The organism is Protofrankia coriariae, assembly GCF_001017755.1.
Lineage (GTDB): Bacteria > Actinomycetota > Actinomycetes > Frankiales > Frankiaceae > Protofrankia > Protofrankia coriariae.
This window is the reverse complement of record NZ_JWIO01000022.1, coordinates 80,499-98,025: the sequence shown is the minus strand read 5'-3', so window position 1 is coordinate 98,025 and position 17,527 is coordinate 80,499. Positions and strand designations below refer to the sequence as shown.

Annotated in this window: 10 protein-coding genes (1 of these 10 running past the window's edge); 5 read left to right on the top strand and 5 right to left on the bottom strand. The window is 71.5% G+C overall.

Annotation, left to right across the window (positions count from 1 at the left end):
* Positions 1–39: 39 nt before the first annotated feature.
* A complete protein-coding gene (locus FrCorBMG51_RS14580) occupies positions 40–2,787 on the bottom strand; it encodes a DUF6049 family protein (RefSeq protein WP_268760566.1) in 2,748 nt (915 codons plus the stop codon).
* Between the two features lie 38 nt (positions 2,788–2,825).
* Positions 2,826–3,293 carry an NUDIX hydrolase gene (locus FrCorBMG51_RS14575; RefSeq protein WP_047223603.1) on the bottom strand — a complete coding sequence of 156 codons (468 nt, stop codon included), beginning with the start codon at positions 3,291–3,293 and terminating at the stop codon, positions 2,826–2,828.
* 341 nt (positions 3,294–3,634) lie between these two features.
* Here FrCorBMG51_RS14575 and FrCorBMG51_RS14570 point away from each other — a divergent pair, with 341 nt between their 5' ends.
* Together FrCorBMG51_RS14570 and FrCorBMG51_RS14565 are read left to right on the top strand one after the other, a co-directional pair.
* The gene (locus tag FrCorBMG51_RS14570) at positions 3,635–5,212 is read left to right on the top strand and encodes a CCA tRNA nucleotidyltransferase (protein WP_047223641.1); all 1,578 of its coding nucleotides are present in this window, start codon (positions 3,635–3,637) and stop codon (positions 5,210–5,212) included.
* 754 nt (positions 5,213–5,966) lie between these two features.
* A complete protein-coding gene (locus FrCorBMG51_RS14565) occupies positions 5,967–6,887 on the top strand; it encodes an MFS transporter (RefSeq protein ID WP_476742173.1) in 921 nt (306 codons plus the stop codon).
* A gap of 197 nt (positions 6,888–7,084) precedes the next feature.
* Here FrCorBMG51_RS14565 and FrCorBMG51_RS14560 read toward each other — a convergent pair whose 3' ends face one another.
* On the bottom strand, positions 7,085–8,155 hold the full coding sequence (locus FrCorBMG51_RS14560) for an inositol-3-phosphate synthase (RefSeq protein ID WP_047223601.1): 1,071 nt from the start codon (positions 8,153–8,155) through the stop codon (positions 7,085–7,087).
* A gap of 75 nt (positions 8,156–8,230) precedes the next feature.
* Positions 8,231–8,905 carry a PadR family transcriptional regulator gene (locus FrCorBMG51_RS14555; RefSeq protein ID WP_047223600.1) on the bottom strand — a complete coding sequence of 225 codons (675 nt, stop codon included), beginning with the start codon at positions 8,903–8,905 and terminating at the stop codon, positions 8,231–8,233.
* A 596-nt stretch (positions 8,906–9,501) separates the two neighbouring features.
* On the opposite strand from FrCorBMG51_RS14555, the gene FrCorBMG51_RS14550 reads away from it, so the two are divergent.
* The 3 genes from FrCorBMG51_RS14550 to FrCorBMG51_RS14535 all read left to right on the top strand — a co-directional run bounded on the left by FrCorBMG51_RS14550 (position 9,502) and on the right by FrCorBMG51_RS14535 (position 16,470).
* On the top strand, positions 9,502–9,909 hold the full coding sequence (locus FrCorBMG51_RS14550; RefSeq protein WP_047223599.1) for a DUF5318 family protein: 408 nt from the start codon (positions 9,502–9,504) through the stop codon (positions 9,907–9,909).
* A gap of 169 nt (positions 9,910–10,078) precedes the next feature.
* Positions 10,079–12,814: a transglycosylase domain-containing protein gene (locus tag FrCorBMG51_RS14545; protein WP_235433581.1), complete on the top strand. Its 2,736-nt coding sequence runs from the start codon at positions 10,079–10,081 to the stop codon at positions 12,812–12,814.
* 2,147 nt (positions 12,815–14,961) lie between these two features.
* Positions 14,962–16,470, top strand: coding sequence for a hypothetical protein (locus FrCorBMG51_RS14535; protein WP_047223597.1), 1,509 nt, complete (start codon positions 14,962–14,964; stop codon positions 16,468–16,470).
* Between the two features lie 96 nt (positions 16,471–16,566).
* Here the strand turns inward: FrCorBMG51_RS14535 and FrCorBMG51_RS14530 are convergent, their stop codons facing one another.
* Positions 16,567–17,527, bottom strand: partial view of a metallophosphoesterase family protein gene (locus FrCorBMG51_RS14530; RefSeq protein WP_476742172.1) — the 3' portion only. Its footprint extends 236 nt past the window's final position; the window shows 961 of its 1,197 coding nt (coding positions 237–1,197); its start codon lies off the right edge, out of view; it ends in the stop codon at positions 16,567–16,569.

The window sequence follows — 17,527 nt, the reverse complement described above, 5'->3', positions numbered from 1 at the left end:
GGCTCCCGCCGTTCCTGGTCCCGTCGCCAGCGCCGGCCGTCACCGTTGTCTTCCCCGGCCACCGGAGGCGTGACCGGCGCGCAGCAGCCACGCCAGGCCGTCGTCCTCCGAGGGGACGTCGGTGCGCCGGCCGTCAGCGGAGGCGGCATCGGGCACGCCTTCGCGTTCATGGGGGCCCGGACCATCCGGGACGGCGGACACGGGCGTCCCGGACGGTCCGGGCCCCCCGGACAGCCCGAACACCCCGGCTGCCCCGGGCAGCCTCTGCGGCCCGGCCGCCTCCGGTGGCTCGGCCAGGGTGGACCCACCGCCCTGCGGGGCCGGTTCGGTTCGCGCGGACGCTCCGGTGGACGTCCGGCCGCGCAACGTCCGCAACCGGCGGACCAGCCGGACCAGCACCGCGAACACCAGAACCGCCAGGGCCCCTCCCGTTATCGCCACCGCTATCACGCCGAAGACCGTGGACTTCACCAGGATCCGCACCGGCGGCGCGGCTGACAGCGGCTTGCCGGCCGGGGTGAGGATGGTGACATCGACGGGGAACGTACCGGCACCTTCGGCATCGACCTCGATCTCCACCTGCACCTTCTGCAAAGGTGGCACCGTGAGTTTAACCTGGGTCGCCGATCGTAGCCGGGCTCGGTCGCTCGAGGACAGCGAGAGCACCACGTTGATGACGGCCTCGGTGTTGTTCTCGAGTGTGACCGGGACCGTCCCGTGTTTGCCGGTCAGTGACACACTGCGGGAGGCGACCACCCGGATGCCGTCCCGCAGCGCCCGCACCGCGCCGGCAACACCCGTGCCCAGCTCGTCGGCGCCGTCCGTGCCGGCGGCGCCCGTTCGCCAGGCCACCGATTCGGACGACGTGAGCGTGTTCTCCATCGCGTCGATGCCCGCGGCGGCGCAGTTGCGCACGCCGGCGGCGCCCGAGTCCGGCGGGCACAGGACGGACCGCAGCGCGTGGATCTGGCTGCGCAGGTCCTCGGCGGCGATCACCCGGGAGATCGGCAGCTCGGCCGCGCGGGCCCAGTCGGGGTAGGTCAGCCGGCCGCGCTCGTCGGCCGGGACGGCCTGCGCCACGGAGCCACTTCCCGCCGAGCCTGTTTCCGCGGAGGCAGCCTGTGCCGCCGGCGTCGACGGCAGCGCGACCGGTCGGGAGAACGGCGTGGACAGGCCGCCCACGACCGTCTGCGCCCAGCCGGCCGGCGGGTCCCAGTAACGCGGCAGCGCGATCGTCTGGGGGCGGGCCAGCCCCGGCCGCTCAGCGGTGATCATCGCCGTCTCGGCCAGGAGGTTCTGGAACGACTCCGCCTGGGTCGGCAGGTCGGTCTCGCTGACGGGACCGGCGGGACCGGCCGCCAGCTCTCCGAGCTGCTGGTCGGCGGCCAGTACCCGTGCGACGCCGCCGGATGTCGGGATCCCGGTGGCGCTCGCGGGGGTATAGGTCTTCTCCGGGTCCTTCGGTGGCAGCAGGCGGGAGTCCGCGATCACGGTCGTGATGCCCATGCGGCGCAGCAGGTCGAGGGTGGGGGCGTCGATGAGCCCGTCACCGGGGTAGGCGATCGTCGCGTCCGGGCCGCGGCCGATCACGTTCGCGACGACGGTCCGGCCGGTCAGCAGCGCCACCAGGATGCTGTGGAACTCCTGGGCGCGGGTCAGCGCCACCACGTCGACGTCGCCGTAGGGCAGGGCGAAGATCGTGCCGCCGGCGTCCGCGAACGCTTTCAGCTTTGCCAGGAAGGCCTCGGCGTCCCGGTCCGCCCGCCGGGGGCTGGGACCGGACGGCGTGGCCACCTCGTACGGACCGCTGGAGATGATCTGAAGCGTCTGGACGAGGAGCGGGTCGACCGCGAGGGCGACGGGTGGCGCCGGCCGGCCGTTGACCGGCGCGACAGCGCTCAGCAGCCGGTTCAGCCGGCCGCCGGGGGCCACCAGTTCGGTCAGGTCGTCGTCGGTGAGCCGGCCGTCGGCACGCAGCCGCGGCACCTCCGCCAGCGGCAGCACGACCGAGACCGGGGTGGGGGCGGTCACCGTGGCCGGAGCCCAGATCAGGAAGGAGTAGGTCGTCCCGACGACCTGGCGCTGGCCGTTGACGACGCCGGAGGCGGTGAAACGCAACGGGTAGATCCGCAGCGCGGTCGGCAGGCCCAGCCCCGTCAGCCGCGCGCCCACGGTGAACGTGGCCGGGAGCCCTCCTGGCACGAGCCTGCTCGCCACCGGTTCGGACAGCACCGTGGTCGGATAGTTCAGCCCGGCCGGGGCGGCCGGGTTCTCACGCAGGTCCGCCAGCTCCTTGCGGCTGGATACCGGGCGCGCCAGTTCGGCCCGTATCTCCACGCCGGAGATCTGCTCGGCGCCGGTGAGCTCCAGATGACCGGTGACGGTCAGGGGCAGCTGTGGCCCGGCGACGGTGGGCAGCCTGTCGAGCGCCACCCGGACCGGCCGGGCGGCACCGGTGGCCACGGCCGTGGCGGACCGGACCGCCGTGATGGACCGGACCGCCGTGATGGACTGGTCGGTGGACTGGACCGTCCCGGCGGACTGGGCGGACCGGACCACCTCGGTGGGCCGCGGCCACGGTTGTGGAGCAGCGCGGCCCGTGGCGGTCGCCGGGCCCACGCGCCTGGCCGAGCCCGTGGGCCCGGCCAGGTCCACAGGTCCAGCGGGGTCTGTGGACGAACCTGTGGATACATATGTGGAACCTGTGGATGACGGGTCGGCCCGGGCGCGGGCCATCGTCGTGCTCAGCAGCAAAAATGTCACTGACAGCATGATTACGGCGACCACAGCGGTGCGCCGCGCCGCCGGACGCGCCTGGCCGGCTGTCACACGCTGTCCGTGAGAATGGCCGGCACCCGGCGCAGGAGGCTGCGTTCGTCCGCATAGGCGAGCCGGCGCGGAACCTCGGCCAGCGGCACCCAGGCAACCTCGGTGACCTCGATATCGACGTCCGAGAGCTCCCCGGTCGTGCGGAGCAGGAGATAGTGGTGGACTGTCTTGTGCACGCGCGTCCGTCCGGCGACGAACCAGAAGTCGATCATCCCGAGCTGACCGAGTACCCGTCCGGTCACACCAGTCTCCTCCGCCACCTCCCGGACCGCCGTCTGTTCCGCTGTCTCCCCGTTCTCGACGTGGCCCTTCGGTAACGACCACAGCAGACGGCCATGTCGGTCACGACGTGCTATCAGTGCCGCATTGGCCATTTCCGAATGGTCGTCCAATACCAGCCCACCCGCCGAAGTCTCCTCCACCTGGCGCAACCGCCGCCGAGGGGATGCCGGGAACGGGGCCATGGGCTGATCGTACGAGCCTTGCGCGCCACTTCTCCCAGCATGCGCCCGTACCCCGCCCGCTCGCGGCGGCCCCGATACCGAACGGTGCACGCCGCGGCCCCGCCGTGCCCGGACCGCTCATGACCCGGACGCTCGTACCCCTCGGTGCCCACCGCACCATGACCGCGCTGACCCCGCGTCGGGCGAGGCCGGCGCGGCCATGAGCGGGGTTCACACCCGGGTCGCCCGTACCCGGGAGCTCGGCTCGACAACCTCGGCCATCCGTACTCAGATGCTCAGCACAGGTGCTCAGTAACCATGGGCGTTCGCGCCCTGGCCGCCTATACCCTGGGGCGGTGTCGGTGATCTGCTTGGACAATCCACGTGACTCCGCGGAGCGGGCGGTAAGCGCCCTGCTCAAGGTTCCGCCCGCGGCAGACGCTCTTGGACGGGTCTTCGCTGACGCCGGCTACAGCCTGTATCTGGTCGGCGGGTCCGTCCGGGACGCCCTGCTCGGCCGTTCCGGCCCGTCCGACGCCGACCTCGACTTCGCCACGGACGCCCGCCCCGAACAGATTCTGGACATCACCCGTGCCTGGGCGGACGGGGTCTGGGAGGCGGGAATCGCGTTCGGCACCGTCGGGCTGATCCGCTCCGGGGTGCGTTTCGAGGTCACCACCTACCGGACCGAGGCGTATGACCGCACCTCACGCAACCCGACGGTCGCCTACGGTGACACCCTCGAGGGTGATCTCGTCCGCCGTGACTTCACCGTCAACGCCATGGCGGTGTCCGTGCCCGGCCACGAGTTCATCGATCTCTTCGGCGGCCTGGGCGATCTCGCCCGCAAGGTGCTGCGCACACCCGGCTCCCCGGAGGCGTCCTTCGACGACGACCCGCTGCGCATCCTGCGCGCGGCCCGCTTCGAAGCCCAGCTCGGCCTGGTCCCGGTGCCCGAACTGGTCGCGGCGATGCGTTCGCGGACACCCCGGCTGAAGATCGTCTCTGTTGAACGCATCCGGGACGAGCTGCGCAAACTCATGGTCGCGGCCGACCCCGTCGCCGGGCTGACCCGACTGGTGGACGTCGGCGTCGCCGACATCGTCCTGCCCGAACTGCCCGCGCTGCGGATGGAGATCGACGAGCACCACCAGCACAAGGACGTCTACGCCCACACCCTGACCGTGCTGCGCCAGGCCATCGCCCTGGAGGACCCGCCGCCCAGCGGCGGCCCGGACGAGGTGCTGCGCTGGGCCGCCCTGCTGCACGACATCGGCAAACCGCGGACCCGCCGGCACGCCCCCGGCGGCGGTGTCTCCTTCCACCATCACGAGGTGGTCGGGCGCGACATGACCCGTAAGCGCCTGGCCGCGCTGCGCTTCCCCAAGAACGTCGCGGACGCGATCACCCTGCTGGTGTTCCTGCACCTGCGCTTCCACGGCTACGGGCGCGGGGAGTGGACGGACGCGGCGGTGCGCCGGTACGTCCACGACGCCGGGCCGCAGCTGTCCAGGCTGCACAAGCTCGTCCGCTCGGACTGCACGACGCGCAACCGGCGCAAGGCCGAGATGCTGGCCGCCACGTATGACGCGCTGGAGGAGCGGATCGCCCGGCTGGCCGAGCAGGAGGAGATCGCCGCGATCCGCCCGGAGCTGTCCGGGGACGACATCATGGCGCTGCTGGGCCTGACCCCCGGCCGGCTGGTGGGGCAGGCCCGGGCGCACATGCTCGACTTCCGCTTCGAGGCGGGCCTGGTCGGGCGTGCGGCGGCCGAGGCGGAGCTGTTCCGCTGGGCCCGCGCGAACAACGTCCCCATCCCCGGCGAGCCCCCGGCCCCCAACTCCGTCTCCGCTTCCGAAGCTGGCCCCGCAGTCGAGGCCGGCCCCGGCCCCAACCCTGGCGCCCAGCCCGGCCCGGCACCCGGCCCTGCTCGGCCGTAGGCAGAAACCGCTGTCATCACAGCGGAAACCACCTACAGCAGCGGAAGCCGTAGGTGGCTGCCGCTGCGGGAACAACGGTTTTCACCTACGGCTCGGAGCGGCCACAGGGCCGCAGGGGCGGACGCGGGTAGGAGCCGCCGCCATCCATGGCAGGGGGCGCGTGTGTCTCGCGCGGCTGCGCCGGGGCGGGCGGGGCCGCAGGCTGGCCACGGGCCTGGTGGATCCCGGGCGTGGCATCGGGTGAGCCCCGCGCCCTGGCGGGGCGTGGGTCCGTAGGCTCAGGGGTGTGGCGCGGGCCGGAGATCTGCGACAGCTCCTCGGGCTGACGGGATTCCGGCGGCTCTATGCCGCCCGCCTGACCTCGCAGGCCGCCGACGGCGTGTTCCAGGCGAGCCTGGTCAGCTACGTGCTGTTCTCCCCGGAACGGGCGACGTCGGCCACGGCGCTCGCGGCATCGCTGGCGATCGTGGTGCTGCCGTTCAGCGTCATCGGCCCGTTCGCCGGGATCGTGCTCGACCGGATCTCCCGGCAGCGGGTGCTGGTGCTGTGCGCGCTGGCCCGGGCGGTGCTGCTCGTCCTGCTCGTCCTGCTCATCGCGGCCGGCCACACCGGCGTCGACTTCTACGCGAGCGCGCTCGCGGTGTTCAGCGTGAACCGTCTCGTGCTCGCGGCGCTGTCCGCGGGGCTGCCCGTTGTCGTCCCGACCGGGCGGCTGGTCACGGCGAACGCCCTGTCGGTGACGTCCGGGACGGTCATGACGCTGGTCGGCGCCGGGATCGGCAGCGGAATACGGGGGCTGATCGGCGGCGACGACGCGGGCGTCGCCCTGGTCGCCGCGCTCTCCGCCGTGGTCTACCTGGCCGCGGCGGGCACCGCCGNGGGCACCGCCGGCCGCGCCGGCCGGTACGAGTTCGGGCCGCTGCACTCCCCACCCGGGCAGGGGCTGCTGCGCGAAGCCCGGCAGGTGGTCGTGGAGCTGGCGGCCGGCGCCGGCCACCTGTGGCAGCGGCGCCCGGCCCGGTATGCGCTCGCCACGCTGACCGGCTCGCGGGCGGCGTACGGCCTGACGACGGTGATGGCCATCCTGCTCTACCGCAACTACTTCACCGGCGCGGACGGCGGTCTCGGCGGTCTCGCGCTGCTGGTGACGGCCAGCGGGGCGGGCACGGTCGCGGCCGCGCTCGTCACCCCGCGGGTGACCCGGCTGGTCAGCAAGCAGGTCTGGATCAGCCTGGTGCTGCTCGCCGCCGGGATCATCGAGATCGCCCTGTGCCTGCCGTTCTCGTCACCGCTGCTGATCGCCGGGTCGGTCCCGATCGGGTTCGCCGCCCAGGCGAGCAAGATCTGTGTGGACACGATCGTCCAGGAACAGACCGAGGACGCCTACCGGGGCCGCGCCTTCTCCCTCTACGACCTGTTGTTCAACGTGGCCTACGTGGCCGCCGCGGCACTGGCGGCGATCACGCTGCCGCCCACCGGGCGGTCGCCTGTCATGGTGCTGGTCGCCGGCGGTGGCTTCATCGTGTGCGCGCTGCTGTACCTGCGGGCCCGCGACCCGCGGACGCCGGCTCCCGATCCGACGGTGACCGCAGCCCGTCGCCTGCCCGCGGCCACCGCGACGGCGGATCCCACCACGGCGGGCCAGCCCCACCGGTGCGCCGACGCCCCCGCCTGACCGGGTCCCGCCACGGACAGCCGGCCCTGACCGGGCTCCGGCACAGATGCCCGGGCGGGCCCAGGCTCTGCCACATCGCCCGACCGGGTCCGGGCACAACGGTGCCCGGCCACCCCCTCCAGGTGACCGGGCACCGTTCACCGGTGGCCTCCACGGCCGTTGGTCGCCGCGAAGGGCCGTTATTCGCCCAGGACGGACTATTCGCCCAGGATGAACGCCTCCACCTTGTCCCGGGCGATGTTGTCCCGGTACTGCTCCGGCGGCGACTTCATGAAGTAGGAGGATGCCGCGAGCAGCGGCCCGCCGACACCCCGGTCAAGGGCGATCTTGGCGCAGCGGACCGCGTCGATGACGACGCCGGCGCTGTTCGGGGAGTCCCAGACCTCGAGCTTGTACTCCAGGTTCAGCGGCACGTCGCCGAACGCGCGGCCCTCCAGCCGGACGTAGGCCCACTTGCGGTCGTCCAGCCAGGCGACGTAGTCGGACGGGCCGATGTGGACGTTGTCCTTGCCGATCTCGTGGGAGACCTGGGAGGTCACCGCCTGCGTCTTGGAGATCTTCTTGGACTCCAGCCTGTCCCGCTCGAGCATGTTCTTGAAGTCCATGTTGCCGCCGACGTTGAGCTGCATCGTGCGGTCCAGGACGACGCCTCTGTCCTCGAACAGCTTGGCGAGCACCCGGTGGGTGATGGTGGCGCCGACCTGTGACTTGATGTCGTCGCCGACGATCGGGACGCCCGCGGCGCGGAACTTCTCCGCCCATTCGGGGCGGCCCGCGATGAACACCGGCAGGCAGTTGACGAAGCCGACGCCGGCGTCGATCGCGGCCTGGGCGTAGAACTTCGCCGCATCCTCGGAGCCGACGGGCAGATAGCAGACGAGGACGTCGGCCCGGGCCTCGCGCAGGGCTGCGACGACGTCCACCGGGGTGTCGTCGGACTCGGCGATCGTCTCCCGGTAGTAGCGGCCGAGGCCGTCGAGGGTGTGTCCGCGGGCGACGGTGACTCCGAGCGGAGGCACCTCCGCGATCTTGATCGTGTTGTTCTCGCTGGCGCCGATGGCCTCGGACAGGTCCCGCCCGACCTTCTTCGCGTCCACGTCGAACGCGGCGACGAACTCCAGGTCCCCGACGTGGTATTCCCCGAGCTGGGTGTGCATCAGGCCCGGGACCTGTGCGGACGGATCAGCGTCGCGGTAGTACTCGACCCCCTGGACGAGGGATGCGGCGCAGTTGCCTACACCGACGATGGCGACACGTACCGAACCCATGACGGTCTGCTCCTTCTGGGTTGTGGGAGGCGGGTGGGTGGGATCCGGGGCGAGGTGGGCGCACCGGCGCGGGCACTAGCGCGCGGGCGGGGCCTCGTTGCCGTTTCCCCCCGGATCCGACGGCGTCGGCGGCGCCGGATCGGTGGACAACTCTGTGGATGTTTCCGCGGGTGGTCCGCCCGGCGGCCCGACGGTCGTCGCCGGGCGCGCGCGTCCGCTGGCCGGTGCCTGCGCGCGTTCCGTCTCGATCAGCTCGGTCAGCCAGCGAACCTCGCGTTCGACGGACTCAAGACCGTGGCGCTGCAGCTCGAGGGTGTAGGAGTCGAAACGCTCACGGGTCCTGGCCAGCGCGGAGCGGACCTTCTCGCGCCGTTCCTCCAGGCGGCCGCGGCGGCCTTCGAGGATGCGCAGCCGCACGTCCGCGTCGGTCTTGCCGAAGAACGCGAACCGGACGCCGAACATCTCGTCCTCCCAGGAGGACGGGCCGCCCTCGCCGAGCAGGGCGGCCAGGCGCTCCTTGCCCTCGGCGGTGAGGGTGTAGACGACGCGGCTGCGGCCGCCGAGACGGTTCGCGGCGCTGGAGTCGTCGGCCGTGACGTAGTGCTCGGCCTGCAGCTTGCGCAGGCAGGGGTACAGCGAGCCGTAGCTGAAGCGATGGAAGGTCCCCAGCACGGTGTTGAGGCGTTTGCGCAGCTCGTAGCCGTGCATGGGGCTCTCGGAGAGCAGCGCGAGGACGGCCAGCTCCAACATCCTCGCTCCTTTCCTCGGAAGTCATCGGATGGCCAGCCGTGACGCTGACGTGACCGGTGTGTCCAGGGCGGCTCGGCGCCGCGATCCGTCGGTTCGATCTGTTCGTCTGTGCTGATCCGGCGATGGGACGTACTGATCCGGCGGTGAGCCGTGCCGTCACGGAGCCGTGCCACCGCAAGGCTGTGTCACCGCGGAGCTGCGTCGTGTGTGAGCTGTATCTGTATGAACTGTGTCCGTACGAGTTGTGCGGCGCCGCACCCGGCTGGGACCGCACCCGGCTGGGACCGTACCCGGCTGGGAACCGCGGCCGGCCAGGACATCTCTGACCAGGATCTTTCTAGCCGGGACGTCTCTGTAAGACATATCGTTTCGATACATCGAGCATGCCACTTCGGGATAACGAAGGCAACCGGGGGTGTCCGGTACGGAAAGGCGGGATGGCCGGATCGTTGCGACCGGCCCGGAGCCCGTCCTGTCGGTATTTGTATGGACAACCGTTACGTGCCGTGTCCGGCGCCCGGAGCTCTTTCGGCGTCGCATGGGCTTGTGTCCGGAGCGTCTGCCAGCGCGACGCATCCGGCGTACCGTCTTATGCCATGCGTCCACGGTCGGTTGTCGACTACGCGCTCGCCCGGCGGGCGACACTCGCTGACCTGCATGCCGGCAGAGTGTCGACCACGGATGTGTGTGACGCGCACCCGTACCTGCTGCGGGCGGCCAGATATCACGGAGAGGCGAGCGGCAGACGCTGCCCGGTCTGCCGGGGCCGCGAGCCGTTGATCAACATCACATATACCTACGGTGACGAGCTTGGCGTCAGTTCCGGCCGGGTACGGGCGACCAGGGACCTACCGGCCCTCGCGCGGCAGTTCAGCGAGCTACGGGTCTACGTCGTGGAGGTCTGCACGTCCTGCTCCTGGAACCACCTGATCATGTCATTCGTGATCGGAACCGGTCGGCCCCGGGTCAAACGGACGGCCCGCCGCAGGACGGCCGAGGAGTAGTCGGGGCCCGGGCCCACCATCGCAGGGTTTCCCGCACGTTGGCGGGAACCCGGTGTATGGGCGGTTGCGGGGGGCGGCGTACCGTCTGACAACAGCCACCGACGACGCGGGGTTCACTCCCGCAGCCACGGACGGGACTGTCAGTGAGGCCAACATCTACGATCGGGGCGTGTACCCGCGCGATGACGACGGCCGTACCCACGTTCGCCGCACCTCGGCCGACCGTGCGTCGGCCGAGGGGGATCATCCGGATGTCGGCCCTGTGAACGGCCACCTCGACAGCCGCCCGAACGGCGCGGCCCGGCCTGGCGGTGGCGTGTCCGGCCAGGCGGGCGCCACCCCCGGCAGCAACACATACGGCGAGAACACATACGGCGAGACGGGCCGGACCGCGGTGCGGGCCGAGCGACGCGGGCAGCCCGCCGACGGCAAGCCTGTCAACAGCAAGCCCGTCAACAACATGTACGACACGACCGACCGGGCCACCATGGAGCGCATCGGCGTCCGGGAACGCACCGCCGACTCCACCACCTACGTCCGCCGTCCCCGCCCGGACGACGTCCCCGCCGCGGCCCCGGCCAACGGCGCCCGCAAACGCGCGGGCGCGGGTCCGGCGGATCTCCCGGGCGCGTCGCCGACCCGCGTCGACGGTCGTCGCGGCCTTGCGGACGGGGCGGAGCAGCCGCCGGTCCGGCCGGGCCAGGGAAGACGGGGGCCGATGTTCTGGCGGAACCGTCCGCTGTGGCTGCGCCGGCTGGTCATGTTCGGGCTGCTGTCCGGCGTGCTGATGTTCGCCGCGCTGGTCGCCGTCCTCTACTCCCTGACGAAGGTGCCGCTGCCGGCGGCCGTCAACGCCGCCGCGCAGACGTCCATCATCACCTACGCGGACCGCACCACCGAGATCGCCAAGATCGGGACGGTCAACCGGACGGACGTCCCGCTCTCCGAGGTGTCGGTCGACGTCCAGCACGCCGTGCTCGCGGCGGAGAACAAGAACTTCTACAGCGAGCCCGGCATCTCCCCGCGGGGAATCGCCCGGGCGCTGTGGGTGAACGTCCGTGGTGGTGAGATCTCCCAGGGCGGGTCGACCATCACCCAGCAGTACGCCAAGAACGCCTATCTGACGCAGGAACGCACCTTCTCCCGCAAGATGAAGGAGATCGTCCTCGCGGTCAAACTCGCCCGCAAGTACTCCAAGGACGAGATCCTGGAGTCCTACCTCAACACGATCTATTTCGGCCGGGGGGCGTACGGCATCGAGGCCGCGTCCAAGACGTACTTCGGCAAGCCGGCCAAGCAGCTCAGCGCGGAGGAGGGCGCGGTCATCGCCGGGCTGATCCGCTCCCCGAACGCGCTGGACCCGCGGGTGACCCCGGCCGCCGCCGAGCGCCGGTGGCACGAGGTGCTGGACACGATGGTCGAGAAGGGCTGGCTGGACGCGTCCCGCGCGACCTCGGACAAGAAGCCACCGGTGACCCTGGAGCGGGACAGGTCCAACGGCATGGCGGTCTCCTCACCGCAGGCCGCCTACATCCGGGACCAGGTCAAGGACGAGCTGATCGCGGCCGGGATCAGCGAGCAGCAGATCAACCTGGAGGGCCTGCGCATCCAGACCAGCATCGACCAGGGCCGGCAGACCGCCGCCTACCTGGCCGTGACGAACGTGCTGGCCAAGCCCTACGCCGCCGTTCCCGACCTGAAGACCGGCCTGGTCGCGGTCGAGCCGGGTACCGGCCGGGTGCTGGCCTGGTACGGGGGCTCGATCTACGGCAAGGGCGACAACGGCCAGACCTCCTACGTCGACAACGTCTCCGGAGCACAGGTGCCACCGGGGTCGACCTTCAAACCGATCACGCTGGCGGCCGCGCTGCAGAAGGGAATCAGCCTCAAGTCGGTCTACGAGGCTCCGGACGTGCTGGAGATTCCCGGCAAGGCCGCCGACGGCAGCGGGACGTACATGGTCCGCAACGACGAGGAGCACGGCAACTTCGGGTACCTGAACCTGATCGACGCGACCGCCGAGTCGGTCAACACCGTCTACGTCCCGCTGGGCATCGAGGCCGGCATCGGCAACGTCATCTCCACCGCGCGCGCACTGGGGGTGGGCAAGGACGTCCCGCTGACCGACGACGGCGGGGTGACCCTCGGCCGTGACGGCATCACCGCCAAGGACATGGTCGCGGTCTACGGCACCTTCGCCAACAACGGCAAGGCCGTCGCCCCGCACCTGGTCGACCGGGTGATCGACGGCAAGGGCAAGGTCATCTACGAGGGGCCGACCAACGCGAAGAACGCCATCCCCGCGACCGTGGCGGCCGATGTGACGTACGCGCTGCAGTCGGTCCTGAAGAACGGCACGGGCAAGTCGGCGCAGCTTGCCGACGGCCGGCCGGCGGCCGGCAAGACCGGCACCACGGACAACTTCCGGACCGCGTGGTTCTGTGGTTACGTTCCGCAGGTTGCGGCCTGCGTGAACATGTTCCGCGGTGATGGCGGGGTGAGCAAGGCGACCGCGCTGACCGGCATCCCCGGGGCCGCCGGCGGTGTCTACGGCGGCGGCTACCCGGCGAAGATCTGGAAGGCCTTCATGGACGGTGCCCTCACCGGCGTCGCGCCCCAGAGCTTCCCCCCGCCGAAGTACGGCGGCACCGTCACCAACGCTTCGCCGTCACCGACTCCGCAGCCGACCTTCTCACCAGTGCCCACCGTCTCGCCCGAGGTGACGGAGCCGGCGGATGAGCCCGACCGCGACCGGCACGGTCGCCCGACAGCGCTGCTCTCACCGTCGGCGGATTCGACCCTGTCCGCCAACGGGCAGGACGGACAGTCACCGACCCCGAACCCGCGGCGTTCAAAGAACAATGACGACGGGTTACCGCAGTTCGGCCAGGACACGACCGGGTGAGCCGGCAGGGCTGGAGCGGCCGGCCGAAACTCCCGCGGACTCCTCTGCCCAGACCGGCCGGATCTCCCCCCCATCGAACGGGAAGGCGTGTTGCACGGGTGGCGATGGCGTATGGCTAGGTTCTCCGGGATCTTCCGGATCGCCGCCGACGTCCACCGAGCCGAGACGGTAGGACACCGGATGCCCCGGCAGGCTGCCGGGCGGTGTCGACAGGCCCGCGGATGACCGTGCGGCCGCTGGCGGCCGGGACGGGTGGCAGGCATTCGTCACAGGCGGCACCCGTCACCCCGGTCTGCCCGTCCCGGGAGGACCCGGTGGTCGCCGGTGCCAGCATGCTCGTCGGCGGCCCGCCAGGCGATCATGCGCGTATCGGCGCCAGCCGGAGCTGGTGGACGCCACTGCGGGTGCTCATGGCGTTCACCGTCCTCGCGTGTGTCCTCGCGTACGCGCAGAAGCTGCCCTGCCGGGACACCCGCAACTGGTCGGACGAGTACCAGTACACGCGGATGTGCTACTCCGACGTGGTCGCCCTCTACGGCCAGGAAGGCCTGGCCACGGGCAAACGTCCCTTCCTCGACTATCCGACCGAGTATCCGCCGCTGATCGGCGCGGTCATGCAGTTCGCGTCGTCGGTCTCCGGCGTCGCCTCGCCGTCGCAGCCGGTGTACCGGGACGAGGACGGCAGGCAGGTGCTGGTCGGTTACACCATCGACCAGCGCACCGCCGTCTTCTACGACGTCACGGCCCTGCTGTTCCTGGTCATGACCTGTGTCGCGGTCTTCTGTACGGCGCTGACGGCGGGCCGGGCCCGAGTGTGGGACGCGGCTCTGTTCGCCCTCGCCCCCGCCCTGGTGCTGCATCTGCTGACCAACTGGGACATCGTCGCGGTCGCGTTCGCCGCCGCCGGGCTGCTGGCCTGGTCACGCCGTGCGCCGGTGGTCGCCGGCATTCTGTTCGGGCTTGGGGCTGCGACCAAGTTCTACCCGCTGCTGTTCCTGCTGCCGCTGGCCGTGCTGGCCCTGCGCGCGGGCCGGGGCTGGGCCTTCGTCCGGACCATGGTGGCGACGATCGTGACCGCCGTGGCCGTGTGGGTGCCGCTGTGGCTGATCGCCGGCTACTTCACCGAGGATCAACGCACCGGCGACAGCATCTGGACGACGTTCTGGGCCGGTGGTGACTGGCTCACCCTGCTCGACGGGCATGCCCCGGGCGGGGCCGCGAACGCGATGCTGCGCTTCGTCGACCTGAACTCGCAGCGGGGCCCGGACTGGGACTCCCTGGCCTTCGCCACGACCTGGCTGGCCAGCTCCTTCTCACCGCGGGCGTTCGGCCCCGTGCATCTGATCGCCATCCTGCTGGCCGGCCTCCTGCTGGTGGCGGCGGGTTTCGCGGCCGCTGTGCGCTGGCCGGCGCGGCGGGTACCGATCGCGCTGGCCGGGCTGGCGGGCTGGCTGCTGGTGGTGGTCGCGGTCCCGAAGGTGCTCGGCAGCGTCCGGGACGACGGGATCCCCACCGGTACCCTCAACATCGCCTCGATGCTTGCTCTCGGGACGCTGCTGGTGGGCATTGCGGCGCTCGGCTGGTTCGCGCCGCGGCGGCCGCGGCTGCCGGCGCTGCTGTTCCTCACCGTCGTCGCCTTCCTGGTGACCAACAAGGTCTTCTCCCCGCAGTACACGCTGTGGCTGATACCGCTGGTGGCGCTGGCCAGGCCGCGCTGGCCGGCATTCCTCGCCTGGCAGGCCAGCGAGGCGTATGTGCTGCTCACCCGGTTCCTGCACTTCGTCTACAACGACACCAACGGAGCGCACGGGATCGGCCGCGGCTGGTTCGTGGGCGCCGTCGCCATCCGTGATCTCGTGCTGTGCGTACTGGCCGGGCTGGTCGTCCGCGAGATCCTGCGGCCGGAGCTGGACGTGGTCCGCGCGACCGGGGCGGACGACCCGGCCGGCGGCGTTCTCGACGGTGTCCCGGACCGTCGCGGCCGGCGCGCGGCGGGCGTTCCGGNCGGGCGTTCCGGCGACGCCCGCCGCCGAGGCCACCGCGGATGCCGGCCGGAAGGCGCGTTGGGACACCTACCGACTGCCCCCCCACCGCTCGGTGGTCGGTGGTGATCAGCAGGGCGGATCGGCCACGGCGGGTGCCGGCCCGTGACACCGGCACTGGACGGTCCGCCGGCGGACCCCGCCGGACCGGGCCGTACCGGAGCGGAGCTGACCGGACCGGGGGAGATCCGGGCTCCGCATCCGGATCCGGGGCGTCCGCGTCCGGGGTTTCCGCGTCCACGGTCGGGTAGCGCCGGCGTGGTGGACGCCGCTCGGTCGTGGTGGGGCCGGCTGCCATCGGCCGTCCAGGCCACCCTGCCGGTGTGGGTCGCCAGCCGGATCGCGGTGATCGTGCTCTCGCTGGCCGCGTCCCGGGCGCTCTCCGGCCGCCCGCTCGCCGAGCTGCCAGGGCTGCGCACGTTGTGGGACCGCTGGGACGTCGGGCTGTTCACCAAGGTCGCGCGGTTCGGCTATGCGTCGCCGGAGTACACCGACCGTACCGAGGTGGACTTCCCCGGATTCCCGCTCGCGATGCGCCTCGCGCATCTTTTCGTCCCGGACTGGACCTTCGCCGGGATGGCCGTCTCGTTCGTGGCGGGGGCCGCGGCCATGGCGGCCATCTGGCAGATGCAGATGGACGACCAGACGCGGGTGGACGACGCGGCGGCGGACCGGACAGCACCGACGACCAGGCACCGGACGGCTGTCAGGGACCAAACGGATATCAGGGACCGGACAGCGGTGGCGGACCGGACAGCCGTGGCGGGCCGCGGCAGCCTGCCGGACACCCGGGACACCACGCCGGCCCTGGCAGGCGCACCGGGCGGGTGGGCGGCATCGGACGGGTGGGGCGCGCCTGACCGGCGCGGCGCGGACTTCGCGGTCATCGCCGTCGTGCTGTTCCCGTACGCGGTGTTCCTGTGCGCCGCGTACTCCGAGGCGATCTTTCTCGGTTTCGCCACCACGTCCTGGCTCGCGGCGCGCCGGCAGCGCTGGTGGCTGGCGGGCCTGCTCGGCGCGGGCGCCGCGTCCACCCGGGTCACCGGCATCCCCTTCTGCCTGGCGCTGGCCGTCCAGTACGTGGTCAGCCGGCGGCGTGCGGGGCTGCCGGTGTTTGCGCCGGCGGGGCTCGCGCTTGCCCTGCCACCGCTGCCCGTCCTCGCCTTCGTCTCCTACCTGCGGGTGCGCACCGGCCACTGGGACGCCTACACGCAGGCCATGCGGGACGGCTGGCAGCGGTGGGTCGACTGGCCGTGGGAGGGCTGGCGGACGAGCTGGCACTCGGCCTTCGACGCGTCCCAGTCGTCGGCGTTCACCTGGTTCTGGCGCGGCGAGGTGGCCGCGGTCGTCGTCGGGGTCGTGGTGGCCGTGGCGCTCCTGCGCTCGGCCCGCTTCGGCGAGGCCACCTTCGTCGGCGGCGCCACGCTGTTGATGAGCTGCTCGAACTACTACGCCTCGGGCATCCGGACGATGCTGGTGGCATTCCCGACATACCTGCTGCTCGGACGCGTCGTGACGCGCCGGCCATGGGTGCGCCCGGTGTACATCTGGCTGTCAGCCCCTGTGATGGCGACCTTCGTCATCGCCTTCACCCAGGGTCAGTGGGTCGACTAGGGCGTGCCTGACGGATGTTCGATCACGCCCGGCACGTGGCTGGACGGCAGCCGGCCGTGGACATGATCAGCGGTTTGTGTCGCCGGAGGCCGCGTCTCAGCGGTGACCGGGCGCGGATCCCGGGTGATCGGGCGGGTTCTTCGTGGGAACGGTGTGGCCGCGCGCAACGGCCCGGCGCAGGGTCACCCGATCGAACTCGGTGCCGTGCTCGTCCACACCCCGGAGGGTCAGGGTGGAGTGTCCGCCCGGCCGGCCCGGATCGGAGTCGGCGACCACGATCGCGTAGTTGTCGAACCGGGTCCGCGACCAGCTGATGGACTCGGTCAGCTTCGTCCCGTCCGACTGCCAGACGTAGCTGTTCGGCACGGCGTTGGAACCCGGAACGATCTTTCCACGGTAGGATTCCGGCTCCCCGGCCTGGAACTGGTAGCGGGGCCGTCCACCGCTGCCGGCGACGATGTAGGTGGTGCCGTCCTTCGCCGGCTCGATGACCGAACCGTCGGGGGCCTGCCTGGTCGGGGTGTTCCCGCGGATCGGGTCGGTCCGCTCGTAGAGGTGGTTGTGGCCCTGCAGCACCAGGTCGACCTGGTACCTGTCGAACAGCCCCGCCCACGCGCCGCGGACCCCGCCGTCGCTGGCGTGCTGCGCGGTCGTCGAGTAGGCGCAGTGGTGGAAGAAACAGACGATGAAGTCGATGTCCGGGTCGGCGCGGTGGGCCTTCAGCGTCCGCTCCACCCACGAGGTCTGCGCCCCGCCGGAGTAGCCGGTGTTCGTCCTGATCTCGAAGCTGACGTCGTTCGCGTCCAGCGAGAGCACGGCCACGTTGCCGTGGACGAACGAGTACACGCTGGGGCAGCCCTTCGGCCCGCCGTCGGGCAGGTCCAGCCGGGCGTGGTGGCCGCCGTAGCCGTGCGGGGAGTACAGCGCCTCCATGTCGTGGTTGCCGGTGGCGAACATCCACGGGGTGCGGGCGGCGCTGGCCTCGATGTCGGCCAGGTAGACGTCCCAGACGGTCGGGTCGTAGTTGTCGAAACCGGCCGGCGGCGAGCCGGCGAGG